Genomic DNA, 24561 nt, shown 5'->3' with positions numbered 1-24561 from the left:
TGCGATTAAGTCGTGCACAACTAATACGTGCAACATCTATTGGCCCCCGATACAATCGAACGGACCCGAAAGACAGGCTGGTGATCGCCGTGCACAGGACAGCAACCGGGAGCCACACCGTGGGACCGGCGGCAGCGGAACCGGGCGAGGGCTCGCTCCTCCTCGACGACCAGCTCTGTTTCGCCCTGTACGCCGCCTCCCGCGCCGTCACCGCGCGCTACCGCCCACTGCTGGACGAACTCGGCCTCACCTACCCGCAGTACCTGGTCATGCTCGTGCTCTGGGAGCAGGACTCGATCTCCGTACGTGACCTGGGGGTCGCGCTCCAGCTGGAGTCCAGCACCCTGTCCCCGCTGTTGAAGCGGCTGGAGGCGAACGGGCTGCTGCGCCGCGAACGCCGCGCCGAGGACGAGCGGTCGGTCGCCCTCCGCCTCACCGAGGCCGGTGCTCAGCTGCGGGAAAGGGCGGGTCGGGTGCCCCTCGCCATCGGCGACGCCATGGGCCTGACCCCCGAGCAGGACGCCCTGACCAAACAGCTCCTCCGCCTCATCACCGCCAACGTCACGAACTGAGCACGAGCTCCGCCCACACCTGTTTGCCGCCGCTGACCGGCACGGTCCCCCACGCCTCCGACATGGCCTCCACGAGGAGGATGCCGCGGCCGCCGGTGGCCTCCCAGCCGATGCTGGTCGGCTTCACGGGGGTGCGGGGCGAGGCGTCGGCGACGGAGACACGCAGCCGGTTGTCGAGCAGGGTGAGGTCGAGGCGGACCTGGCCGTCGGTGTGCACCAGGGCGTTGGTGACGAGTTCGGAGACCACCAGGAGTACGGCATCCATGTCGTCGCGGGTCACGCCCCAGGTCCGGAGGGTGCGGCGGGTGAAGCGACGGGTGTGACCGACGGCCTCGGGCACGCGCCAGACCGTCCAGCTGTCGCGCAGCGGACGCAGCGCCATACCGTCGTAGCGCAGCAGGAGCAGGGCGACGTCGTCGCTGCGCCGGGCGTTGCCGAGGAGGGCGTCGGCGACCAGGCCGAGGTGGCCGGGGTCGGAGACGGACAGTTGCTGGGCCAGCCGCTCCATGCCGTCGTCGATGTCGGCCTCGGCGGACTCGACGAGGCCGTCCGTGGTGAGCGCGACGACCGTGCCGGGCTGCAGCCGCAGCACGCTCATCGGGAAGTCGGCCTGGGCGACGACGCCGAGCGGCGGCCCGCCGTCCGACTCGGGCACCTCGGTGCTGCCGTCCGGGTGGCGCAGCACCGGCGGCAGATGGCCTGCGCGGACGTACCAGGCGGAGCCCTCCTCCAAGTCGACGTCGACGTAGCAGCAGGTGGCGAAGAGGTCGGTCTCCATGTCCGTCAGGAGCCGGTTGGCGTGGGAGACGACCACGTCCGGCGGGTGGCCCTCGACGGCGTAGGCGCGCAGCGCGGTGCGCATCTGGCCCATGAGGGTGGCGGCGCTCGCGTTGTGGCCCTGGACGTCGCCGATGACGAGGGCGACGTGGTTGTCGGGCAGCGGGATCACGTCGTACCAGTCGCCGCCGACCTCGAGGCCCGCCGTGGTGGGCAGATAGCGGGCGACGGCGACCGCACCGGGCAGCTTGGGCAGGCGGCGCGGCAGCAGCTGGCGCTGGAGCATGCCGACCAGTTCGTGTTCGGCATCGAAGGCGTGGGCGCGCATCAGGGCCTGACCCGCGAGGCCCGCGGACGCGGTGAGCAGGGCGCGCTCGTCGGGGCCGAAGTCGTGCGGGGCGTCCCAGCCGATCAGACAGGCGCCGGCCATGCGGTTGCCGGCGGGCAGGGGCAGCACGGCGAGTCCGCCGGGACCGACGTCGGCGAGGGCGGGTTCCAGAGGGGTGCCGGCGGGCCAGATGCGGGCCCGGCCCTCACGCAGGGCGGCGGCCAGGGTGGGCATGGCGCGCACGGGCGCGTCGGGCCACTCGGTGCGCCACTCCAGGCGCCACAGCTCGGGCCAGGATTCCGGATCGGCCGGTTCGAGGACCGTGACGACGAGCCGGTCGCCCTCCAGCTCGGCGAGCGCGATCCGGTCGGCCTGCAGCGGCTTACGCAGCGCGGAGACGACGGCCTGGCTGACGTCGCGGACGGTCCCGGCGGTGGCGAGCATGGCGGCGAGGCGCTGGACGCGGGCCACGTCGGTGATCTCGGAGCGCAGTTTGGAGGCGTCGGCGACCGTGCCGACGAGCGTGGCGGGCCGGCCCTCGCCGCCGGGCAGCAGACGCCCGCGCAGCCGCAGCCACTTGGGCGGGCCGGAGGGCTGCAGGACCCGGAACTCCAGCTCGCGGTCGCCGAGGGACATGTGGTCGGCCTCGACCACGGACATCAGAGAGGGCAGGTCCTCCGGGACCGTCAGGCCCAGCAGGGTCTCGACCCTGCCGTCGAACTCGGCGCGGGTGACGGCGAACAGCCGCAGGATGTCGTCACCGACCTCCACCCGGCCGCTGTCCATGGCCAGGCTGAACGCGTTGGCCGGCAGCTCGTCGCCCTCGGCGGAGCGGGCGGGGGCGGGACAGCCGACGGCGTCGGCGATCAGCTCCAGGCACTTGCGGTCCTCGGTGTCGAAGCCGTCCGGCCGCTCGCCGACGGCCAGCAGACAGCCGCCGTTCCCGTCCCCGCGCGCGGGCAGCACCGCCAGGTGGAAGTCCCGCGGCGGCGTCCGCCGCGTCTCGGCGTCCCCCGCGAGTTCCTCGGGCCCGAGCCACACCGGGCTCCCCGAGCGGTGGCTGTCGGCCACCGGGGAGCTGCCGGAGCGCGGGTAGCTGTCGCGCAGCCCGAACAGCGTCCTCGGAACGCCCACCGACTCGACCAGGCACAGCAGGTCGCCGTCCTCCTCCGGCGTGTACAGGCCGGCGAAAGCCGCCCCGCCGAAGACGAGCGCCTGCTCCAGGACCCGGCGCACCCGCTCGGGTGAGGCGGGACCGGACGTGAGCGCTTTCAGGGCGCCTTCGGCGCGCAGAGTTCTCGTTCTGCGTGCCTCGCCGCCCTCACTGACCACGTCCGCAATTACAGCGCGTATGGGACGCCTGCGCAGCCCCTGTGAGCATTCCGTGGAGGTCATCGGGCGCGCTCACTCGAAACGTGCCGAACATGTCTTAACGCATGCGTATCGCACGGTGATCTCGTGACAGGCGTGACTGTCCCGGGCCCTCGGACGGCTGGAAGTGTCGGTGCCGGGCCACGGAGGGGGATCCATGGACAAGCGGTACGAGGTGTACGCACTCGCGGACAGACACTTCTACGAGACGCCGGACCGGCTTGCCGGTGCCGGACAGCAGACGGCGCCGCTCTTCGAGACCGCGCGTCGTGAGGTGCCGGCGGGCTGGGATGCGGCGCGGATCGGCGACTGGCTGACGCTGACGCCGCTCGGCGCGGACGGCAGCGCGCTGCCGGGCCCGGCGCAGGGCTGGAAGATCCACGCCTCGGCCACCCGGGCGAACGCGGAGCGGATCGCGGCGATCGTATGGGACTACTGCGTGCCGCGCCGGATCCCGTTCAAGTTCGTGCCGGGACCGCACCTGCTGCATTTACGCAACACCAAGTACGCGGCCCGCGACACCAGCGGCAAGTTCGTCACCGTCTACCCGGCCGACGAGGAGCAGCTCCACCAGGTGCTGCGCGAACTGGGCCGGTTGCTGGACGGTTTCGAGGGGCCGTACATCCTCACCGATCTGCGCTGGCACGACGGCCCGCTCTACGTCCGCTACGGCGCGTTCGCGCGCACCTTCGTCGTCGACGAGCGGGGCTCGCTCGTGCCGGCGGTGCGGGACGGAGCGGGCACGCTGGTGCCGGACCGGCGGGCGCCGTCCTTCCAGGTGCCTGAGTGGGTGACGCTGCCGGCGTTCCTGGAGCCGCATCTGGCGGCCCGCAACACCACGACGGTGGGCGAGTTGCCGTACCGAATCGAGAAGGCGCTGCACTTCTCCAACGGTGGCGGGGTGTACGCCGGCACCGACACCCGGGACGGGCACAAGGTGGTCCTCAAGGAGGGGCGGCCGCACGCGGGGCTGGCCTCCGACGGTGCGGACGCGATCGCCCGGCTGGAGCGCGAGAAGCAGGCACTGGAGCAGGTGGCGGGGACCGGTGTGGTGCCCGAGGTGCGGGACTGGTTCACGCTGGGCGAGCACCGGTTCCTGGTCATGGACTTCCTGGAGGGGCGCACGCTCAACTCCTTCTTCGCCGAACGGCATCCGCTGCTCACCCCGGACCCGGACCCGGAGGCCGTCGCGCGCTACACGGCGTGGGCGGTGCGCATCCACGGGGCGGTCGAGCGTGCGGTGGAGGCGGTGCACGCGCGCGGGATCGTCTTCAACGACCTGCATGTCTTCAACATCATGGTCGCGCCGGACGAGGAGTCGGTGTTCCTGCTCGACTTCGAGGCGGCGGCGCCGGTGGCGGAGAACGGCCGTCAGGTGGTCGCACACCCCGGCTTCTTCGCCCCGCCCGACCGGACGGGCACCGACGTCGACCGCTATGCGCTGGCCTGCTTACGGCTCGCGCTGTTCCTGCCCGTGACCACCCTGTTCGTGGTCGACCGGGGCAAGGCGGCGCACCTGGCCGAGGTGATCGCGGAGCAATTCCCGGACGTGCCGCGGGAGTTCCTGGACGAGGCGGTCGCGGAGATCACGCGAGGCGCCGGTGTGGGCGCCCCGGCGCTGGTGCGGCCCGGCGACTGGCCGCACAGCCGTGACTCGATGGTCAAGGCGATCCTCGCCTCGGCCACCCCGGAGCGCGAGGACCGGCTCTTCCCCGGTGACATCGCCCAGTTCTCCGACGGCGGCGGGCTCGGGCTCGCCCACGGCGCGGCGGGAGTGCTGTACGCGCTGGCCGAGACCGGCGCCGAGCGGTACGAGGAGGGCGAACGCTGGCTCCTCGACCGTACGGCCCCGCCACCGCCCGGCACACCGCTCGGCCTGTACGACGGACTCGCCGGCGTCGCGCACGTCCTTGACCGGCTCGGCCACCGGCAGCGGGCCCTCGATCTGGTCGAGGGCATCCTCGCCGAGAAGTGGCAGAACCTCTCCTCCACCCTGCACGGCGGCCTGGCCGGCCTCGGCCTGGTCCTCGGCCACCTGGCAGGCACGACGGGCGAGTCGGAGCTGCACGAGCGGGCCGCCGAGGCCGCCGAGATCGTCGTACGACGCCTTGCCGAGCCGCGCCCCGACATGCCCCGGCAGCGGGCCGGGCTGTTGCGGGGTGCGAGCGGACCGGCGCTGTTCCTGCTGCGGCAGTACGAGCGGACCGGCGACGCGGGACTGCTGGAAGCGGCCGGAGTGGCGCTGCGCCGGGACCTGGACTGCTGTGTCGTCCAGAAGAGCGGCGGCCTGGAGGTCGACGAGGGCTGGCGGACCCTGCCCTACCTCGGTGACGGCAGCTCGGGACTCGGCATGGTCCTGGACGACTATCTCGCACACGCCGCCGACGCGGAGTTCGACAAGGCGCGTTCCGGCATCCTCACCGCCGCCACCTCACGCTTCTACGCACAGCCCGGCCTCTTCCAGGGCCGCGCCGGAATGATCCTGCACCTCGGCCGCACCACGGAACCGAGCGCCACGGACCGTCACCTGGCCGAGCAGATCGCCGCGCTCGGCTGGTACGCGATGGCGTACGAGGGCCAACTGGCCTTCCCCGGGCACCAGATGATGCGGCTGTCCATGGACCTCGCCACCGGAACGGCAGGGTGCCTGCTCGCGCTCGCGGCGGCCACCGGTGACAGCGCCCACCTGCCGTTCCTCCCGCCGCTGCGGCGGCCCTGATGACGCGGCTCCGCAACCTGACGGAGTCGTGACGCAACCCCGTCCCCACGGATGGACATCGATGAAAGGACACGAAATGGCACTGCTCGACCTGCAGACGATGGAATCCGACGAGCACACCGGCGGTGGCGGCGCCAGCACCGCGAGCCTGCTCTCCTGCATCAGCGCGGCGAGCGTTCTGCTCTGTCTCTGACGCACCGTGCACCCACGGCTCCGGGCGGTCCGCTCCCGCGAGGGAGGGGCCGCCCGGGGTCCTGCGCTCTCCCGACCCCGGATGCGAGGCCGCAGCCGTATGACGACTCGTGCCGACGCCGCACCCCCCGCCGCGTTGCTGAACTCCGCCACCCGGCACAGCGGCGCGCGCTGCATCGCCCTCTGCCTGATGAGCACGGCGTCCACCGGTGCCGGGCTTCTCCTGCCGGCCGCGCTCGGCCGCACCCTCGACCTCCTTCTGGCCCACTCCCCGGCGACCCGCTGGGTGCTGTACTGCGCGGGGATCGTGCTGCTGCTCGCCCTGCTCGACGCCGCCGAGACCGTGCTGAGCGGCACCGTCGACGCCCGGACGACGGCGTGGCTGCGGCGACGGCTGGCGGGGCATGTGCTGGCCGTCGGCCCGCGTGCCACCGCCCGCTTCGGGCCCGGCGACCTGGTCGCCCGTCTCGTCGGCAACGCGGCCCAGGCGGGGACCGCTCCGGCCGCCCGCGCCGCACTGCTCGCCGCGCTGGCAGGTCCCCTCGGGGGCGTGGTGGCGCTCGGCCTGATCGACCCGTGGCTGGCGGCCGTGTTCCTGGCCGGAGGGCCGCTCCTGACGCTCCTGCTGCGCGCCTTCGCCCGTGACACGACACGCTGTGTGGCGGACTACCAGCAGGTGCAGGGGCGCATCGCGGGCGCCCTGGCGGAGGCGGTGGCCGGCCACCGCACCATCGAAGCGGCGGGCACGGCGGACAAGGAGGCGGCGCGGATCCTGCGGCCCCTGCCCGAACTGTCCCGCGCGGGCCATCGCATGTGGCGGGTGCAGGGGCGGGCCGCAGCGCAGGCGAGTGCCGTGGCGCCGCTGCTGCAGCTGGGCGTCGTCGCCGTGGCCGGGCTGCTCCTGACCCGGCACCGGCTGTCGGTCGGCGAGGTGCTCGCGGCCTCCCGGTACGCGGTCCTCGCGGCGGGGGTGGGCGTGCTGGTGGGCCAGTTCGCGAGTCTGGCCCGGGCCAGGGCGGCCGCCGGGCGCCTCGACGAGGTACTGGCGGAGCCGACCGTGACCTACGGCGAACGCCGACTGCCGCCCGGCCCCGGCCACCTGGAACTGCGCGGCGTGACGGCGCGGCGCGGCGAACGCACCGTCCTCGACGGTGTGGACCTCGTCGTACCCGGCGGCACGACACTCGCCCTGGTCGGCCGTTCCGGCACGGGCAAGTCGCTGCTCGCCGCACTCGCCGGCCGCCTGGCCGAGCCGGACGCGGGAGAGATCCTGCTCGATGGCGTCGCCCTGCGCGAGCTGACCCACAAAGACCTTCGCGGATCGGTCGGTTACGCCTTCGAACGCCCCGCCCTCCTGGGCACAACCATCGAGGACGCGCTGACGCTCGGCCTGCAGCCCCCCTCCCCCGCACGCGTTCGCGAGGCGACCCGCCTGGCACGTGCCGACGACTTCGTACACCGCCTGCCGAAGGGCTACGCCACCGCGTGCGCCGACGCACCCCGTTCCGGCGGGGAGTCCCAACGCCTGGGCCTGGCCCGGGCGTTCGCCCACGACGGCCGCCTGCTCATCCTCGACGACGCCCTCTCCAGCCTCGACACGGTGACGGAGGCACAGATCGCCGAGTCCCTCACCCGGGGCCCGGCCGGCACCCGAATCCTCATCGCTCATCGGGCGTCCACGGCGGCGCGGGCGGATGCGGTGGCGTGGCTGGACGGGGGGCGAGTGCGGGCTGTGGGCACGCATGCGGAGTTGTGGCGGATGGCCGGGTATCGGGCGGTGTTCGGAGACGGGGGGCGGGCGTGAACGGCGGGGGCTACCAGGGGGGTTGCGGGCGTCGGCGGGGCGGAGTGCGGGCGGTGGGGACAAGCCTTGGCGCCGCCCATCGGAGGGGGCCCCGGAGCCGGGTGCGGACCTGGCGCGACAGCATCCAGACGCACGGTTCTCATGTGCTGAGGGGCCAGGGGCATGCGCCGAGGGCGCATGTGAGGAGTTGGGTGGGCGTCGGCTTCCTGGTCGTGGCCGGAGACGGGGCACCGGTATGAACAACCGGGTCGTTGCGCGGCGAAGCGCGGTACCGGCCGGGGGAATCGGTGCGCGTGGCGTGCGTTTTCTGCGGGACCGTTGGCGTGTCGTGGTGCGGCTCGGCGGATGGTCCGTGCTGGAGACGGGGCAGACCTTTGTCACTGGGTACGCCCCGGCCCGGGCACTCGACGCGGGCTTCCTGGCCGGGCGGGCCGAGGTCGGGCTGGCCTGGCTCGGTGTGGCCGGGCTCGGTGTCGTCGTGGGGGCGTACGGGACCGGACGGGTCTACGCGGCCGTCGCCGCGCTGGTCGAACCCCTGCGGGACCGGCTGGTCGAGGGGGTGGTCGGGCGCGGGGTGCGGGAGGCCGACGGCGGGGCGCTGTCGGGGCTCACCCAGCAGGTGGAGATCGCGCGGGACACCTTCGCCGGGCTCGTGATGGTGTCGCGCTCGTTCGTGTTCACCGCGGTGGGGGCGTTCGTCGGGCTGTTCTCGCTCGCCCCGCTGCTCCTGCTGGTCGTCGGGCCGCCGCTGGTGGCCGGGGTGGCCCTGTTCGCGGCGTCGCTGCGGCCGCTGGCCCGCCGGCAGAAGGCGTTCCTCGTCGCCGACGAGGCCCTGGCCGACCGCCTGGGTGCCGTCTGCCCGGGGTTGCGGGACATCACGGCCACCGGCGCCGAGGAGCGGATCGCCGCCGACACGGGGGAACTGGTCGACGCCGAACTCCGGGCCGCCCGCTCCCTGGCCCGCTGGGGCGTCCTGCGCATCGCATCGCTCGCCGTCGGCGGCCAGCTCCCGCTCGTGCTGCTGCTCGCCGCCGGCCCCTGGCTGCTGTCCCGGGGCGTCACCACGGGCGCCCTGGTCGGCGCCCTCGCCTACATCACCCAGTCCCTCCTCCCGGCCCTCCGCAACCTGATCCACGGCCTGGGCACGAGCGGCTCCCGCCTGACGGTGGTCCTGCGCCGCCTGACGACCCCGTCCCACCGGCCCAGCGCCGACCGACCGCACGTGGACCGAACCGCAACGGACGGCCACCATGACCACCCCGCGTCGCCCGTGTCCCGGCCGGCACCCCCCGAGCAGCCCAACCCGTCGGCCACCCCCGACGACCAGCCCCGCAAGCCCCTGCCCGCGTTCGACCGGCACGCCGAACCGCCGACCCCTGCCCCACCTCATTCGCCACCCGACGACACGGCCGCCGCCCCAGCAACCCCCGAAGACCACCCCCGCGACAGGCCGGCCCCACCCGACGGGCAAGAACGCGGACATCCGACCACCGCCTCACACCGATCGACTCCCGCCCGCACGCCCACCGCCCAAGCCACCCCCGCTCTCTCCCTCACCTCCGTCACCTTCGCCTACGGCCCCACCGCCACCCCCGTCATCGAGAACCTCGATCTCGTCCTCCCTCCCGGCTCCCACCTGGCCGTCGTCGGCCCCAGCGGGATCGGGAAGTCCACGCTCACCGCTCTGGTCGCGGGGCTGTTGGAGCCGCGTCGCGGGACGATCCGGGTGGGTGGGGAGCCGGTGCCCTCGGCTGCGGCCGCTCAGCGGCGGGTGCTCATTCCTCAGGAGGCGTACGTCTTCACCGGGACCGTCGCCGAGAACCTCTCCCACTTCCGGCAGGACCCCGTGCCCGAGGCGGAACTGCTCGCGGCGGCCGACGTCCTCGGGCTCGGTCCGCTGGTCGACGCGCTCGGCGGGCCCGGCGCCCAGGTCGACCCCGCGGCGCTCTCCGCGGGCGAACGGCAGCTGATCGCGCTGGCCCGGGCCTATCTGTCGGACGCCCCGCTAGCCCTGCTCGACGAGGCGACCTGTCATCTGGATCCGCAGGCCGAGGAGCGCGCCGAGCGTGCCTTCGCGCAGCGGCCGGGCGGCACCCTCGTCGTGGTCGCCCACCGCATCAGCTCGGCGCGGCGGGCGGATCGTGTGCTGGTCATGGACGGGCGGGGCACGGCGTGCGGAACCCACCACGAGTTGCTGGAGACCTCGCCGCTGTACCGGGAGCTCGTCGGCAGCTGGACGCCCGTGCCGTCACAGCCAGCCCTCCCCCTGCGAGATGCGGATCGCGTCGATGCGGTTGCGGGCCCCGGTCTTGCGGGTGATGGCCGCCATGTAGTTGCGCACGGTCCCGTGGGACAGGTGGAGGCTCCCGGCGATCTCCGCGACGGACGCACCCTCGGCGGCCAGGGATAACACGCTCAGCTCCCGCCGGGTCAGCGGCATCTCGGCGGCCTTGAGGAACCCGAAGCCCAGAGAGTCGTTGACGAAACGTTCCCCCTGGGCGACCCGACGGATCCCGTGCACGAGGTGCTCCGGTGAGGCCTCCTTGTCGACGTAGCCGAGCGCCCCCGCCTCGATCGCCCGTTTCAGCAGGCCGGGCCTGTTCGCACTGGCAAGCACGAGAAGTCTCGGCGGTACCCCGTCCGCGCCGCGGGAGCGCAGATCACCGAGCGGAGGTATGCCGTACGCGTCCGCGCACTCCAGGTCTGCCGCGCAGACATCGGGCCGGAGGGATCTCACTCGGCCGGGTGCGCTGTGCCAGGCCGTGTCCTCCACTCCGAGGTCGGGTTCCCGGCGCAGCCACTCCGCCAGCACCGATCGCACCAGACACTCGTCATGTACCAGAAGTACCCGGATCACTGCCCGCCCCTCAGCCGTCCGTCTGCGGTCGCATGGTGTTGAACGCGTGCCCATTGTTGGCGCCCGCGACCGTTCATGGGCGCGAAGAACCGGCCAAGAGGGGGCGCGGGGGCGCACACACGGCGCCCGCACACCGTTCCGCGCATCAACTGAGGGGGCATGCTCCGGGGGCAAGGGGGTACGCGGGTCTCTTCACCGTGCCAGGGGTAGTCGTGTGCCCGTACGCGGGGTCGGCGGTGGTGTCCCGGCCGGCGCTCGCCGTGCGCGAGTGGCCGTCAGGGGGCAGATTGATCCCTGGGACCCGTCGCCCGGCCGTGCGAGGAGGTGGTCGGCGTGTCCGACGGGCAGACGTCCGCACAGGCGCCGGCGGCCACGAGGACGCGGGTGGGTCGACCGCTGCTGTCCCTGGCGCTGGCGTCGATGATGGACGACGTCCATGCGCACTCCGGCGCGGTGTATCTGCTGTCGCCCGCCGAACCCGTACTGGAGATGGCCGTGATGGCGGGCCTGCCCCGGGCCTTCGCCGCGCCATGGGAGCGAGTGGGGCTGAGCGCGCCGATCCCGGTCTCGGAGGCGGTGCGGGAGCGGCGCCTGGTGTGGGTGGGCGGCGAGGAGGAGATGGCGGCCCGCTATCCGCGCATCGCCGTGGTGCTGCCGTATCCCTTCGCCCTGGCCGCGGTGCCGGTGGCCACAGGCTCGACGGCGTACGGCGCGGTCTTCGTGACCTGGCCCGGCACTCATCCGCCCGACCTGTCCGACCGCGAGCGGGAGCATCTGACGGCGGCCTGCGATCGGCTGGCGAAGCGGCTGGAGCGGGCCCTCGAGGAGAGCCGCACGCTGCTGCCGGAGCCCGATCTGCTCGGCGTACTGCCGATGGGCGGCGCGGCCGGCACGCTCGGCACGGTGGAGGCGGCACGGATGGTGGCGCGGCTGCCGTACGGCCTGTGCTCGCTGGATCTGCACGGCCGGGTCGCCTTCGCCAACGCGGCGGCGGCCGAGCTGATCGGGCTCCCGGTCAGCAGGCTGCTGGGCACGCAGCTGTGGGCGTCGGTGCCCTGGCTCAACGACCCGGTGTACGAGGACCGTTACCGGGCCGCGCTGATGAGCCAGCAGAGCACGTCGTTCGTGGCGCTGCGCCCGCCCGGGGACTGGCTGTCCTTCCGGATGTATCCCAGTACGACCGGGCTCAGTGTCCGCGTCACCCGGGCGCGGGCGGTGGCGGAGATGAACCGGGCGGGCCCCCAGCCCGGTGACACCCCCTCCCGGCTGGTCACCATCTCCCAGGTGTTGACGCTGGCCGGTGCGCTGACCGAGGCAGTGGGGGTGCAGGACGTGGTGCAACTGGTCGCGGACGAGATCGCGCCGGCCGTGGGCAGCCAGGCGCTGGTGGTCCTCGGTTCCCGGGCGGGGCGGCTGCATGTGCTGGGGCACCGCGGCTATCCGGACGCGCACCTCGTGGAGCGGTTCGACGGTCTGCCGCTGGCGGAGCCGACCCCTGGCACGCACGCCCTCAACACCGGGGTGCCGGCGTTCTTCGACTCCCGGGAGGAGCTGGAGCGGCTGTATCCGTCGCGGCACGCCACCCCGGACGGCTTCGCGGCCTGGGCTTATCTGCCATTGATCGCCTCCGGACGCCCGGTGGGCACCTGTGTGCTCGCCTACGCCGAACCGCATCCGTTCCCGGCGGACGAGCGGGCGGTGCTGACGAGCCTGGGCGGACTGATCGCGCAGGCCCTGGAGCGAGCCCTGCTCTACGACGCCAAGCACCAGCTGGCGCACGGCCTGCAGGCGGCCCTGTTGCCGCACTCCCTGCCGCCGCTGGCCGGGATCGACTCGGCCTCCCGCTATCTGCCCGCCACGCACGGCATGGAGATCGGTGGCGACTTCTACGACCTGGTGCCGACGGGGGGCGGGGCGGCGGCGGTGATCGGGGACGTGCAGGGCCACAACGTGACCGCGGCCGGGCTGATGGGCCAGATCCGCACCGCAGTGCGCGCCTACACGACCGTCGGGCAGGCGCCCGAGGAGGTCATGGGCAGCACCAACCGGCTGCTGATCGATCTGGGCGCCGATCTGTTCGCCAGCTGTCTGTATCTACGGCTCGATCCCGCGCGCGGGCGGGCCGTGATGGCGCGGGCGGGCCATCCGCCGCCACTGCTGCGCCGCCCCGACGGGCGGGTGCGGGTGCTCGACCTCGCCGGCGGCCCGCTGCTCGGCATCGACGGCTCCGCCGCCTACCCGACGACGGAGGTCGACCTCGCTCCCGGCTCCGTACTCGCCCTCTACACGGACGGGTTGATCGAATCCCCCGGCGTCGACATCGAGGACGCCCTCGCCGGCCTCGGTGAGCGCCTCACCGAGGCCGGCGAGCTGCCCCTGGACGAGCTCGCCGACCATCTCGTCCAACACAGCACGGCCGCACGCGAACGGCTCGACGACGTGGCGCTGTTGCTGCTCCGGGCCCGATGAAGTCGTCGGAACGGGCGCTGACACGACGCGGTCCGGCCCTCCCGCCGGAGGGCCGGACCGTCCACCGTCGACCGGAAGCGCGCTGGAGGCCGATCAGTGGGTCTCCATCAGTGGGTCCGCGCTCGATGAGTGCGCTAGATCGCTGAGCGGGACTCGATCACTGGGACCCGGTGAGGGACGACGAACCGTCGCCCGCGCCGGTGCCGCTCTGATCGCCCGCGCCGGCACCGGACTGGTCGCCGACGCCGTTCCCGGACTGGTCGCCGACCCCGGCCCCGGCCCCATCACTGGCCGTCGCGGACGGGTCTGCGGTGCCCGCCTGGTCGCCGCCGCCTACCGCGTCGCCGCCGCCCGCCTGGTCGCCGGCCGAGGCGGACGGGTCGGCGGTGCCGGCCTGGTCACCCGCGCCCGCGCCCGCACCCGCACCGCCGTCGCCCAGCGTCGCGCCCGTGGCCTGCAGGGCCGCGGTCACCGGCTGGAAGAAGGTCTCGCCGCCGGCGGTGCAGTCGCCGCTGCCGCCGGAGGTCATTCCGACCGCGCTGCCGTCCTGTGTGAACAGCGAGCCACCGCTGTCTCCGGCCTCGGCGCAGACGTTGGTCTGGATGAGGCCGGTGACGGTGTCGACACCATTGGGGTCGGTCTCGCTCTGGAAGTTGACCGTGGCGTCGAGGCCCGTGACCTGGCCGTCGTGCAGGCCGGTCGTGCTGCCCATCCGGAAGACCGTCTCGCCGACGGTGGCGTCCGCGGCCTGGGTGATCTGGACGGTCTTTCCGTCGCCGGTGTTGACCTCGCTCGCCGCCTGGGTGTTCGGGTCGTCGTACTTGACCAGGGAGAAGTCGCCGTTGCCGGGGAAGGTGGCCTGGTCGACGGTGGCAATGGGCTGCCCGGTCTCGGAGTCGGACCACTGCTTGGCGGCCACACCGCAGTGGCCGGCGGTCAGGAAGGCCGGACTGCCGTCACTGGCCTTGACGTTGAAGCCGAGGGAGCAGCGCACGGTGCCGCCCTGCGCCTGGGCGAAGATGGCGTCACCGCCCGACACCTTCGTCTTGAAGGCGCCTGAGGACTTCTTCACGGTGGCCATGTCGGCGCCGAGGCTCTTGACCGTCGACGTCAGTCTGTCCCACTTGGCGCCGGTGACCGTGGAGTCGGCGGTGACGGCCAGCTTGTTGGTCTTCGGGTCGATCGCCCAGGCGGTGCCCGGAATGGTGGCATCGGCCTTCAGGGTCTGTGCGCCCGCCTTCAGTGCGGCAAGGCTGTTCTTGACCTCGCGGACCTTCGCGCCCGCCTTCTCCGCCTGGACGACCACGTTGTTCTTCTCGCCCGATATGACGTTGACGACGAGCTGCTGTGTGCCGGAGTCGTAGTACGAACCGGCGAAGGCGTCACCGAGCAGGTTCTGGAGTTGCGAGGCGAGATTCGAGGCGTCGGTCGCCTTCAGGGTCTTGGGGGCGGCAGTCGTAGACGAGCCGTCCTGCGACGCGTTGGCGTTCGGCAGCAGGATGGCGGCTGCGCCGAGCGCCGCGACGCTGCCTGCCGCGATCGCGGCCTTGCGCTTCGGAATTCGCTTGTGACTCAAACTTCTCGACCTCCTGGGGGACCGGAGTCTGTGCCGCCGTGCGGCAGCTGTTCTGTTCGGGCGCCTGGATGGCTGTTGGTACGCACGGGTCGCACGGTGCGTTCAATTCCGTTTGCCAACTCGCTTTGCACAATGCCGAATCGGCCATGACCCGCGTCTGACGAACCTGCGCGGGGAACAATCGCCCATATGACGATGACCACCGCCGAAGCCGACAAGATCCTCTCCGCCAACTTCGCCCCTTGGGTCCTCGAACTGGGCCTGACGGTCGAGGCCCTCGCCGACGACCGGGCGACGCTACGACTCCCCTGGTCGGACCGGCTGGCCCGGGAAGGCGGCGGGCTGTCGGGGCAGGCGCTGATGGCCGCCGCAGACACGGCCACCGTGATCGCCGTGTCGGCCGCCCGCGGGACCTTCGGACCGATGACGACGGTCCAGCAGTCGACGTCGTTCCAGCGCGCGGTGACGGGTTCGGATGTCCTGATCGAAGCGGTCCTCACCAAACTGGGCCGCCGCATGGCATTCGCGGACATCACGATGACCGCCGAGGCCTCGGGTGAACTCGCGGCACGAGCCAGCACGGTCTACGCACTTCTCGGCTGAGCGTTTCCCGGCTGAGCAGTTCCGGGCCGACACGGTCCGCAGTCGATCGACAACGGCCCGTTCAGAACACTGATCGGAATCCTGGTTTCAGGGAATCTGCACATCCAATACGCAACCAAGTCACCGTGCGCGAAGGTTCTGCACACGCCGAAGGCCTCCGCCAAGCCATTGGGACGGGAGTGTCGCATTCGTCGCGCGGGCGGCAAGGCCGCGGACGAACCGATGTCGTGACGCATGTGAAGAACTCGCTACCGACCCGTGCGCAAGCCTGCACGGATGGGCGCCTCTGGGGCTCAAGTTGCCTGGTGAGGCCATTGGTTGATTGGAAGGGCGTGCCCGCAGCGTGCTTTGATCCATCGCACCGCAGGGGCCGCGAAGGGTCACCGGAAACGGGAGCCCGGCGCCTGCGGTCGCGGCCGTCGCTCTGTCCCAGAGGGGGGCCGCTCCCCCCTTGTGAAATATCCATACGAAGGGAAGTTCCATCATGAACTCCACCCCCCGTGTTGAGACCGTTGAGATCTCGGACGCCGAGCTCGACGCCGTTTCCGGCGGCCTGTCGATCAACGCTGTCAACTCCGTCACCGGTGCGCTGGACGGCATTGCTCCCGTTTCCAGCACGGTCGACACGGTCGTCGGCACCGTCGAGGGTGTGACCGGCCTGAACACCGCTCCGGTCACCAACCTGGTCGCCGGTCTCTGATCGCGCCTTTTGTGATCGTCGAGTCCCGGAGTCGTATCGCGACTCCGGGGCCTTCGGTTGCCGTAAGAGCCTCACACAGGCTCTTGAACCAGCCGGCTCGTGCGAGCCGGTCCTCTCTCGTTTTCAGGTGAGGGAAAGTTCCGTGCAGTTCCGCCAGCAGGCCCTCGCCAAGCTCCAGTCGCCGGAGGAGCTCGATCTTCCGGTGCGTTTCGCCCGCCCTCAGGGCTGGCTCGTCCTGTCGGTGACGGTGGTCGCGATGGCGGCCGCCTCCGTGTGGGCGGTGACCGGCTCGGTGACCTCCACGGTGGGCGCGCCCGCCATCCTCACGCACGGTGAGGGCAGCTACATCCTGCAGAGCCCCGTCGCAGGCCAGGTCACGGCGGTTCTCGCCGAGCAGGGCGAGCGGCTGCCGGCCGGCTCCCCGGTCCTGAAGGTGCGTACGGCCCAGGGCGACACCGTCGTCCGTACCGTCGCCGCAGGCCGGATCACCGGGCTCGCCGCGACCATCGGCCAGATCATCCAGACCGGCGCGAACGTCGCCGCCGTGGAGAAGGTCGCGCACGCCGGCGATCCGCTGTACGCCACGGTGTACGTGCCTGCCGAGAACGCGGCCTCCATCCCCGCGAACGCCGCCGTGGACCTGACTGTCTCGTCGGTGCCGACCCAGACGTACGGCGTACTGCGCGGTCATGTGAAGTCGGTGGACCGCTCGGCGCAGTCGGCCCAGCAGATCGCCGCGTTCCTCGGGGACAGCCAGCTGGGCGAGCAGTTCACCAAGAAGGGCCGCCCGGTGGCCGTACTGGTCAAGCTGGACAAGGCGTCGGGCACGAAGAGTGGCTACAAGTGGTCGTCCGCGGACGGGCCGCCCTTCGGCCTCACCTCCATGACCCTGGCCTCGGGTTCGATCCGGCTGGCCGATCAGCGTCCCGTCGATTGGCTGCTGCCGTGAGCACCGCACAGGAGACGCGGAGCAGGCGCCGTGCCGCTCCGCCCAAGCGCCCCGTCCCCAAGGGCAAGGCGAAGACCGTCCGTACTCCGACGGTCCTGCAGATGGAGGCCGTGGAGTGCGGCGCCGCCTCGCTCGCGATGGTCCTCGGCCACTACGGCAAGCACGTCCCGCTGGAGGAGCTGCGCATCGCCTGCGGTGTCTCCCGCGACGGCTCGCGCGCCAGCAACCTGCTGAAGGCGGCGCGCAGCTACGGTCTGACGGCCAAGGGCATGCAGATGGACACGGCCGCCCTCGCCGAGGTGAAGACGCCGGCCGTCCTGTTCTGGGAGTTCAACCACTACGTCGTCTACGAAGGCATGGGGCGCCGTTTCGGCCGCCGCGGCGTGTACATCAACGACCCCGGCAAGGGCCGCCGTTTCGTGCCGATGGAGGACTTCGACGGCAGCTTCACCGGCGTCGTGCTGGTGATGGAGCCCGGTGAGGGCTTCAGCAAGGGCGGTCGCAAGCCCGGGATCCTGGGCGCGATGCCGGCCCGGCTGCGCGGCACCGCGGGCACCATGCCCGCCGCGGTGCTGGCTAGCCTGCTGCTGGTCCTGGTCGGCGCGGCGGTGCCCGCACTCAGCCGGACGTACATCGACGAGTTCCTGATCGGCGGGAAGACCTCGCTGCTGGGTGTGCTGTTCGCGTCGATGGGCGCGTCCGTGCTGCTCACAGTCGTGCTGACGTGGCTGCAGCAGGCGAACCTGCTGCGCGGCCGCATCATCTCCTCCACCCTCTCCAGCGCCCGCTTCCTACGGCATCTGCTGCGGCTGCCGGTGACGTTCTTCGCGCAGCGCAGCCCCGCCGACCTGGTGCAGCGCCTGCAGTCCAACGACCAGGTGGCCGAGACCCTGGCCCGCGACCTGGCGGCGGCGGGCGTGGACGCCGTGGTCGTGGTGCTCTACGCGGTGCTGCTTTACACGTACGACCCGCAGCTGACGTTCCTCGGCATCGGCGTGGCCCTGCTGAACATCGTCGCCATGCGGGTCGTGATCCGGCTGCGCGCCACCCGGACGGCGAAGCTGCGGGCCGACAGCGCCCGGCTCACCAACACCGCCTACACCGGCCTGCAGCTGATCGAGACGATGAAGGCGACCGGCGGCGAGGACGGCTACTTCCGCAAGTGGGCCGGTCAGCACGCCACCACCCTGGAGGAGCAGCAGCGGCTCGGTGTGCCGAGCGCCTGGCTCGGGGTGGTGGCGCCGACGCTTGCTTCGCTGAACAGCGCGTTGATCCTGTGGATCGGCGGCATGCGCGCGGTCGAGGGCGGTATCTCGGTGGGGCTGCTGGTCGCCTTCCAGGCCCTGGTCACCCGCTTCACCGCGCCGATCACCCGGCTGAACGGCGTCGCGGGCCGCATCCAGGACTTCGCCGCCGACGTGGCCCGGCTGAAGGACGTCGAGAACTTCCAGGCCGACCCCCTCTTCGGCCGCCCCGGCGCCGGCGACTCCACGCGCCGTCTGCACGGCCACGTCGAGCTGCAGAACATCACCTTCGGCTACAACCCGCTCGACAAGCCGCTGCTCACCGGCTTCGACCTGACGGTCGGTCCCGGCCAGCAGGTCGCCCTGGTCGGCGGCTCGGGAAGCGGCAAGTCCACGGTCTCCCGCCTGATCTCGGGCCTGTACACCCCCTGGGAGGGCGTGATCCGCATAGACGGACAGCGCCTGGACGACATCCCGCGCGGCGCGCTCGCCGCCTCGGTCTCCTTCGTCGACCAGGAGGTCTTCCTCTTCGAGGGGTCGGTGCGTGACAACGTGGCCCTGTGGGACCCGTCGATCCCGGACGACGCGGTCGTCGACGCGCTGCGGGACGCCGCGCTCTACGACGTCGTGACGCGCAGGCCGGGCGGCATCCACAGCAAGGTCGAGCAGGACGGCCGCAACTTCTCCGGCGGGCAGCGTCAGCGCCTGGAGATCGCCCGGGCGCTGGTGCGCCGGCCCAGCATCCTGGTCCTCGACGAGGTGACCAGCGCGCTGGACGCGGAGACCGAGCAGGTCGTGATGGACAACCTGCGCAAGCGCGGCTGTGCCTGCGTGGTGATCGCACACCGGCTCAGCACGGTGCGCGACAGCGACGAGATCGTCGTACTCCAGCACGGCACGATCGTGGAACGCGGGCGGCACGAGGACCTGGTGACGCGCGGCGGCGCGTACGCGGCGCTGGTCAGGGAGCGATGAGATGACGACCGCACACGAAGGGGACCTGGTTCTCGGCGCCCTCGGCTCCATGGGCACCTATGTCGACTGCTCGGGCCTGACCCGGCTCGACCTGGAGGGCCCGCAGGTGCTGTGGCTGGTCGCGGCCGGCAGCCTCGACCTGTTCGCGGTGGACGCCGTGCAGCAGGGCCACTGGCACCACCTGGGCCGCCTGGAGGCGGGCTCGCTGATCCTGGGCCCGGTCCCGGGCCCCCAACACACCCTTGTCGCACGCCCGTTGAGGGACTGCGTCGTCCACCGCATCGGCCTGCGCGAGCTGTACCAGACGGCCGACACCCAGACCTGGTCCTACGACGAGTACGGCAACGCCCAGTACGTCCCGCCGACGACCAGCCCCCTCGAATACGCCCTCGCCCTCGGCGTCGGCCGCAGCCTGTCCGTCCTCTTCCAGGCACCGATGGCGACCGAGGGGTCGGCCGCCGAGGTGACCGACGACGACGTGTTCTGGATGCAGGTGCCGCCGGGGAGCGTGCAGTACGGCTCGCTGTACGGCGCCGAGGCGGCCGCCGACCTGCTGATGGACCCTGCGGTCTGGCAGAGCATGGTCGACCAGCAGTACCGGCTGCTGACCACGCTGGACCGCTGGATCGAGCAGCTGGAGCGCACGCACGAGACGCGGACGGCCGCCGGTATCAAGGCCGGTGAGGCGGTGCGTGCCCAGGCCGACCGCACGCTGCTGGCCTCCATCGGCAAGTCGTCCGGCAAGCGCACCACGGCCGCCGACGCGGACGCCTCGTACGCGGCGTGCAAGCTGGTCGCCGAGGCGGCGGGGATCCAGCTTGCCGAACCCGCGCAGAGCGGAACCGAGAGCGATCGCCTGGATCCGGTGGAACTCGTGGCGATCGCCTCCCGGGTCCGCACCCGGGCCGTGCGTCTGGACGGACGCTGGTGGCGGGACAACATCGGTCCGCTGGTGGGCCACCGTGCCCTGTCGGGTGCGCCGGTCGCGCTGCTGTGGCGGCGCGGCGGCTACGTCGCCGTACATCCGGCGACCGGACGTGAGACGCCGATCGAGAAGGACAACGCGGAGGAGTTCGAGCCGCGCGCGGTGATGTTCTACCGCCCGCTGCCCGAACGGACGCTGAGCCCCCTGCGGCTGCTGCGGTTCAGCATGCGCGGTACCGGCAGCGACCTGACCAACCTGCTGCTGAGCGGTCTGGTGACGGTGGCGATCGGCGCGCTGGTGCCGATCGCCACCGGCAAGGTGCTGGGCGAGTTCGTCCCGAAGGCGCAGACGGGCCTGATCGCGCAGGTCTGTCTGGCCGTGATGCTCACCAGCGTCGTGGCGGCGGCTTTCATGCTGCTGGAGAACCTCACCATGCTCCGCCTGGAGGGCCGGATCGAGGCCACGCTCCAGCCGGCGGTCTGGGACCGGCTGCTCAGGCTCCCCACCAAGTTCTTCACCGAACGCTCGACCGGCGAGCTGGCCAGCGCGGCCATGGGCATCAGCTCGATCCGCCGCATGATGGCCGGGCTCGGGCCCGTCATCGCCCAGTCGGTGACCGTCGGCGCGATGAACCTGGGGCTGCTGTTCTGGTACAGCCCGTCGATGGCGCTGGCGGCGATCGGCATGCTCGTCGTCATCGCGGGCGTGTTCCTCGGGCTCGGCCTGTGGCAGGTGCGCTGGCAGCGCAAGCTGGTCGTGCTCAGCAACAAGCTGAACAACCAGGCCTTCCAGACCCTGCGCGGTCTGCCGAAACTACGGGTGGCGGCGGCCGAGAACTACGCCTACGCGGCCTGGGCCTCGGAGTTCGCGCACAGCCGTGAACTTCAGCAGAAGGTCGGCCGCATCAAGAACCTCACCACGGTGATGGGCGCGGTCTATCTGCCGCTGTGCACCCTGCTGATGTTCATGCTGCTGGCGGGTCCGGCGCGCGGGGTGATGTCGGCGGCCGCGTTCTTGACCTTCAACACCTCGGTGACGATGGTGCTGACCTCCGTCACCCAGCTGACCAGCGCATTCGTCTCGACCGTGGCCGCGCTGCCGCTGTTCGAGGAGATCAAGCCGGTGCTGGAGGCGACGCCGGAGGTGCGCACCGCGAGCACCCGGCCGGGCCCGCTGTCCGGCGCGATCGAGGCCCGGCGGCTGTCCTTCCGCTACACGGACGACGGTCCGCTGGTCCTGGACGACGTGTCGTTCGAGATACGCCCGGGTGAGTTCGTGGCGATCGTCGGCCCCAGCGGCTGTGGCAAGTCGACGCTGCTCAGGCTGCTGATCGGCTTCGACAAGCCGGTCTCGGGCAGTGTCCTGTACGACGGACAGGACCTCGGCGCGCTCGACCAGTCGGCGGTGCGCCGGCAGTGCGGTGTCGTGCTGCAGCACGCGCAGCCGTTCACCGGTTCCATCCTGGACGTCATCTGCGGTACGGAGCCGTACACGCCGGAGGAGGCGATGGCGGCGGCCGAGATGGCGGGGCTCGCCGAGGACATCAAACGGATGCCGATGGGACTGCACACGATCGTCCAGGGCAGTGGCGCCGTCTCCGGCGGCCAGCGTCAACGCCTCATGATCGCGCAGGCGTTGATCCGCCGGCCGCGCATCCTCTTCTTCGACGAGGCGACCAGCGCCCTCGACAACGAGACGCAGCGCACGGTGATCGAGTCGACCAAGGCCCTCAATGCCACCCGCGTCGTCATCGCCCACCGCCTCTCCACCGTCCTGGACGCGGACCGCGTGATCGTGATGGAGGACGGCAAGGTCGCCCAGCAGGGCCCGCCGGCACAGCTGCTCGCGGACACGAACGGGCGGCTGCACGAGCTGGTGCGGCGGCAGATGGCGTGAGGGAAGCTCCCGAAGAGCGTCAGTCGAGGCCGGGCACCGGCGCCCCGGAGGGCACACCGGCCTCGACGTACCCCTCGTAGAACTCCTTCCAGGGAGCGCTCGCCCCGGCGTGCGGCCCCTCGGACCGCTCCCCCCGCGCCTTCGCGTCGAGGGCGGCCAGGCACACCTCCCAGCCGGCGCCGTTGCGGGCGGCAGTGTCGGCGGCCTGCAGGACGTTGGTGAGGGTGAAGCGGGTGCGCTTGGCGTCCAGTGCCTCCAGGTCGAAGTGCAGCTCGTCGCCGCCCCATTCGAAGGACAGGTGACGCGGCTCGTCGAGAGCCAGCACCCGACCCGTGGACTCGGGCATGTTCGGGTCGCCGCTGAAGTTGATCGTGCCGCCGGGTCGCGGGTCGATCTCGGCGCGCGAGGGGAACCAGTGGGCGAGTTCCTCGGCGTCGGTGACGAACTGCCAGACGCGCTCGATGGGATGGTCGTAGGTACGGCTGAAGCGGACGGCCGGGCGGCCGTCGTCCAGGGTCAGATAGGTGCCGGTGAGATCAGCGGCCATGGTGGTTCAGTCCTTCGGGACGGGTTCCTCGGGATCGTCCGACGCCGTCTCGTCGAGGCGGCGGCCCAGGGCGTCCAGGCTGCTGTTCCACAGCCTGCGGTACGGGGCTAGCCATGCGTCGAGCTCGGCGATCGGTGCCGGGTCGAGCGCGTAGACGCGACGCTGCGCCTCCTGCCGCACCCGCACCAGGCCCGCCTCGCGCAGCACCTTCAGATGCTTGGACGTGCCCGGCTGGCTCAGACCGCATGCCTCCACGATCTCTCCGACGGGCCGCGGCCGCTCCAGGAGCAGCGCGACGATGGCCCGCCGGTGCGGATCGGCGAGGGCGGTCCAGAAGGCGGCATCGGACATGGCCTCAATATGCCTCTGCGGTTATATGCCTGTCAAGGTATATGCAAGGAAGACCACACCTGGCGAAACGTTGCCGTTTCGCTCGTGAGGGGTCTAGTCTGCTGGTGTACGAAACCGTTTCGTTCAAGGTTTCCCGAACGACTTCCCTGGAGTGGTTCTCCCATGCCTCAGAAGACCCTGACCGACAGCGCCCCCAGAGGGGCGGTCGAGGCCGCGCCCGCCGCCTCGTCGAAGCGATGGTGGATCCTCGCGGTCGTCGCCGTCGCACAGCTGATGGTGGTGCTGGACGCCACCATCGTGAACATCGCCCTGCCCTCGGCCCAGGCCGACCTCGGCTTCTCCGACGGCAACCGGCAGTGGATCGTCACCGCGTACGCGCTGTCGTTCGCTTCCCTGCTGCTGCTCGGCGGCCGTATCGCCGACCTCTTCGGCCGCAAGACGGCCTTCCTCATAGGTGTGGTCGGCTTCGCCGCCGTCTCCGCGCTCGGCGGTGCCGCGAACGGCTTCGGCATGCTGGTCACCGCGCGTGCTCTGCAGGGCGCCTTCGGCGCGCTGCTCGCGCCGGCCGCACTCTCCCTCCTCAACACGACCTTCACCGACGCCCGAGAGCGCGCAAGGGCCTTCAGCGTCTACGGCGCCATCGCCGGCGCCGGCGGTGCGGTGGGCCTGCTGCTCGGCGGTGTCCTGACCGACGCGTTCGACTGGCGCTGGACGCTGTACGTGAACGTCGCGATCGCCGTCGTCGCCTTCGTGGGCGGCTGGCTGCTGCTGACCAACCACCGCGATGCCGGGAACTCCAAGCTGGACGTGCCGGGCACCGTGCTGGTCGCCGCCGGTCTGTTCTCGCTGGTCTACGGCTTCTCCAACGCCGAGACGCACGACTGGGGTTCGGGCCTGACCTGGGGCTTCCTGATCGCGGGCGGTGTGCTGCTCGCAGCGTTCGCCTGGTGGCAGACCAAGGCCGCACACCCGCTGCTGCCCCTGCGCATCCTGCTGGACCGCAACCGGGCGGCCTCGTTCCTCGCGGTGCTGATCTCCGGCGGCGGCATGTTCGGTGTGTTCCTCTTCCTCACCTACTACCTGCAGCTGAACCTGGGCTTCAGCCCGACCAAGACCGGTGTGGCGTTCCTGCCGATGGTCGGTGCGCTGATGGTGGCGGCGCAGCTCGGCACCACGGCCCTGGTGCCGCGGATCGGGCCGAAGGTCGTCGTCCCGCTGGGCTTCGCCATCGCCGCGGTCGGCATGGCCTGGCTGACCGGGATCGGCGTCGGTTCGAGCTACGTCAGCGCGGTGCTGCCTCAGCTCATCGTCACCGGTGTCGGCCTCGGCCTCGTGATGCCGGCGGCCATGCAACTGGCCACCGGCGGGGTGGCCGCCGAGGACGCGGGCGTCGCCTCCGCCACGGTCAACGCCATGCAGCAGGTGGGCGGTTCGATCGGTACGGCGCTGCTGAACACCCTGGCCGCGAGCGCGGCGACCGACTACCTGGCCGGCAAGGACGCGACCAGCAAGCTGGTGCAGGCCCAGGCGACGATCCAGAGCTACACCACCGCCTTCTGGTGGTCGGCGGGCCTGTTCGCCGCCGGCGCGGTGATCGCCTTCGTACTCTTCCGCCGCGGGGTCCCGGAGCAGGACGCGGACGCCGCACCGGTCGTCCACATGTGATCGATCCGCTCCGAGCCGCACCGGCCAGAGCCGCACGGGGC

The 24561-nt window shown here is 71.8% G+C and carries 16 protein-coding genes and 1 pseudogene; 12 read left to right on the top strand and 5 right to left on the bottom strand.

The genetic code is table 11. The features are described from left to right. Positions 1–119 precede the first annotated feature (119 nt). Positions 120–572 carry a MarR family winged helix-turn-helix transcriptional regulator gene (locus IH68_RS0121765; protein WP_030937757.1) on the top strand — a complete coding sequence of 151 codons (453 nt, stop codon included), beginning with the start codon at positions 120–122 and terminating at the stop codon, positions 570–572. On the opposite strand, the gene IH68_RS0121760 is transcribed toward IH68_RS0121765, so the two are convergent. Continuing rightward, positions 562–3009 carry a SpoIIE family protein phosphatase gene (locus tag IH68_RS0121760; protein ID WP_030937756.1) on the bottom strand — a complete coding sequence of 816 codons (2448 nt, stop codon included), beginning with the start codon at positions 3007–3009 and terminating at the stop codon, positions 562–564. The genes IH68_RS0121765 and IH68_RS0121760 overlap by 11 nt on opposite strands. 196 nt (positions 3010–3205) lie before the next feature. Here IH68_RS0121760 and lanKC point away from each other — a divergent pair, with 196 nt between their 5' ends. The 4 genes from lanKC to IH68_RS59420 all read left to right on the top strand — a co-directional run bounded on the left by lanKC (position 3206) and on the right by IH68_RS59420 (position 10173). Further along, complete coding sequence (gene lanKC, locus IH68_RS0121755; RefSeq protein WP_030937755.1) at positions 3206–5767, top strand: class III lanthionine synthetase LanKC; 2562 nt, start codon at positions 3206–3208, stop codon at positions 5765–5767. 76 nt (positions 5768–5843) lie between these two features. Further along, a complete protein-coding gene (locus IH68_RS0121750) occupies positions 5844–5960 on the top strand; it encodes a SapB/AmfS family lanthipeptide (protein ID WP_030937754.1) in 117 nt (38 codons plus the stop codon). A 99-nt stretch (positions 5961–6059) separates the two neighbouring features. After that, entirely contained in the window at positions 6060–7763 is a 1704-nt protein-coding gene (locus IH68_RS0121745; RefSeq protein WP_030937753.1) for an ABC transporter ATP-binding protein, read from the top strand. Between the two features lie 235 nt (positions 7764–7998). Continuing rightward, complete coding sequence (locus tag IH68_RS59420; protein ID WP_030937749.1) at positions 7999–10173, top strand: ATP-binding cassette domain-containing protein; 2175 nt, start codon at positions 7999–8001, stop codon at positions 10171–10173. On the opposite strand, the pseudogene IH68_RS53295 reads toward IH68_RS59420, so the two are convergent. Further along, a pseudogene (locus tag IH68_RS53295) lies at positions 10096–10674 on the bottom strand (response regulator transcription factor); the annotation flags it as partial. The gene IH68_RS59420 and the pseudogene IH68_RS53295 overlap by 78 nt on opposite strands. Positions 10675–10944: 270 nt before the next feature. Between IH68_RS53295 and IH68_RS0121730 the strand changes: the two are divergent. Further along, complete coding sequence (locus IH68_RS0121730; RefSeq protein WP_030937746.1) at positions 10945–13089, top strand: PP2C family protein-serine/threonine phosphatase; 2145 nt, start codon at positions 10945–10947, stop codon at positions 13087–13089. Positions 13090–13246: 157 nt separating this feature from the next. On the opposite strand, the gene IH68_RS0121725 is transcribed toward IH68_RS0121730, so the two are convergent. Further along, positions 13247–14665, bottom strand: coding sequence for a S1 family peptidase (locus tag IH68_RS0121725; protein WP_030937744.1), 1419 nt, complete (start codon positions 14663–14665; stop codon positions 13247–13249). Between the two features lie 189 nt (positions 14666–14854). On the opposite strand from IH68_RS0121725, the gene IH68_RS0121720 reads away from it, so the two are divergent. The 5 genes from IH68_RS0121720 (at position 14855) to IH68_RS0121700 (ending at position 21957) form a co-directional block, all read left to right on the top strand. Beyond that, entirely contained in the window at positions 14855–15268 is a 414-nt protein-coding gene (locus IH68_RS0121720) for a PaaI family thioesterase (RefSeq protein WP_030937742.1), read from the top strand. 484 nt (positions 15269–15752) lie between these two features. Then, entirely contained in the window at positions 15753–15968 is a 216-nt protein-coding gene (locus IH68_RS0121715) for a hypothetical protein (protein WP_030937741.1), read from the top strand. Positions 15969–16110: 142 nt separating this feature from the next. Continuing rightward, positions 16111–16917, top strand: coding sequence for an HlyD family efflux transporter periplasmic adaptor subunit (locus tag IH68_RS0121710; RefSeq protein WP_030937738.1), 807 nt, complete (start codon positions 16111–16113; stop codon positions 16915–16917). Beyond that, the gene (locus IH68_RS0121705; protein ID WP_030937736.1) at positions 16914–19136 is read left to right on the top strand and encodes an NHLP family bacteriocin export ABC transporter peptidase/permease/ATPase subunit; all 2223 of its coding nucleotides are present in this window, start codon (positions 16914–16916) and stop codon (positions 19134–19136) included. Before IH68_RS0121710 ends, IH68_RS0121705 begins: the two co-directional genes overlap by 4 nt. Before the next feature lies 1 nt (position 19137). Continuing rightward, a complete protein-coding gene (locus IH68_RS0121700) occupies positions 19138–21957 on the top strand; it encodes an NHLP bacteriocin export ABC transporter permease/ATPase subunit (protein ID WP_030937734.1) in 2820 nt (939 codons plus the stop codon). 19 nt (positions 21958–21976) lie between these two features. Here IH68_RS0121700 and IH68_RS0121695 read toward each other — a convergent pair whose 3' ends face one another. Both IH68_RS0121695 and IH68_RS0121690 read right to left on the bottom strand, forming a co-directional pair. Beyond that, on the bottom strand, positions 21977–22504 hold the full coding sequence (locus IH68_RS0121695) for an SRPBCC family protein (RefSeq protein WP_030937732.1): 528 nt from the start codon (positions 22502–22504) through the stop codon (positions 21977–21979). 6 nt (positions 22505–22510) lie between these two features. Further along, positions 22511–22855 carry an ArsR/SmtB family transcription factor gene (locus IH68_RS0121690; protein ID WP_030937730.1) on the bottom strand — a complete coding sequence of 115 codons (345 nt, stop codon included), beginning with the start codon at positions 22853–22855 and terminating at the stop codon, positions 22511–22513. 162 nt (positions 22856–23017) lie between these two features. On the opposite strand from IH68_RS0121690, the gene IH68_RS0121685 reads away from it, so the two are divergent. Then, positions 23018–24520: an MFS transporter gene (locus IH68_RS0121685; protein WP_030937728.1), complete on the top strand. Its 1503-nt coding sequence runs from the start codon at positions 23018–23020 to the stop codon at positions 24518–24520. Positions 24521–24561 lie beyond the last annotated feature (41 nt).

Origin of the sequence: Streptomyces sp. NRRL S-646, assembly GCF_000720765.1 — a bacterium.
GTDB lineage: Bacteria > Actinomycetota > Actinomycetes > Streptomycetales > Streptomycetaceae > Streptomyces.
This window is presented reverse-complemented; position numbering and strand designations above follow the sequence as displayed.

Coding starts and splice junctions, on each gene's coding strand:
- lanKC (WP_030937755.1), top strand. CDS start 3,206: ATGGACAAGCGGTACGAGGTGTACGCACTCGCGGACAGACACTTCTAC.
- IH68_RS0121750 (WP_030937754.1), top strand. CDS start 5,844: ATGGCACTGCTCGACCTGCAGACGATGGAATCCGACGAGCACACCGGC.
- IH68_RS0121745 (WP_030937753.1), top strand. CDS start 6,060: ATGACGACTCGTGCCGACGCCGCACCCCCCGCCGCGTTGCTGAACTCC.
- IH68_RS59420 (WP_030937749.1), top strand. CDS start 7,999: ATGAACAACCGGGTCGTTGCGCGGCGAAGCGCGGTACCGGCCGGGGGA.
- IH68_RS0121720 (WP_030937742.1), top strand. CDS start 14,855: ATGACGATGACCACCGCCGAAGCCGACAAGATCCTCTCCGCCAACTTC.
- IH68_RS0121715 (WP_030937741.1), top strand. CDS start 15,753: ATGAACTCCACCCCCCGTGTTGAGACCGTTGAGATCTCGGACGCCGAG.
- IH68_RS0121700 (WP_030937734.1), top strand. CDS start 19,138: ATGACGACCGCACACGAAGGGGACCTGGTTCTCGGCGCCCTCGGCTCC.
- IH68_RS0121695 (WP_030937732.1), bottom strand. CDS start 22,504: ATGGCCGCTGATCTCACCGGCACCTATCTGACCCTGGACGACGGCCGC.
- IH68_RS0121690 (WP_030937730.1), bottom strand. CDS start 22,855: ATGTCCGATGCCGCCTTCTGGACCGCCCTCGCCGATCCGCACCGGCGG.
- IH68_RS0121685 (WP_030937728.1), top strand. CDS start 23,018: ATGCCTCAGAAGACCCTGACCGACAGCGCCCCCAGAGGGGCGGTCGAG.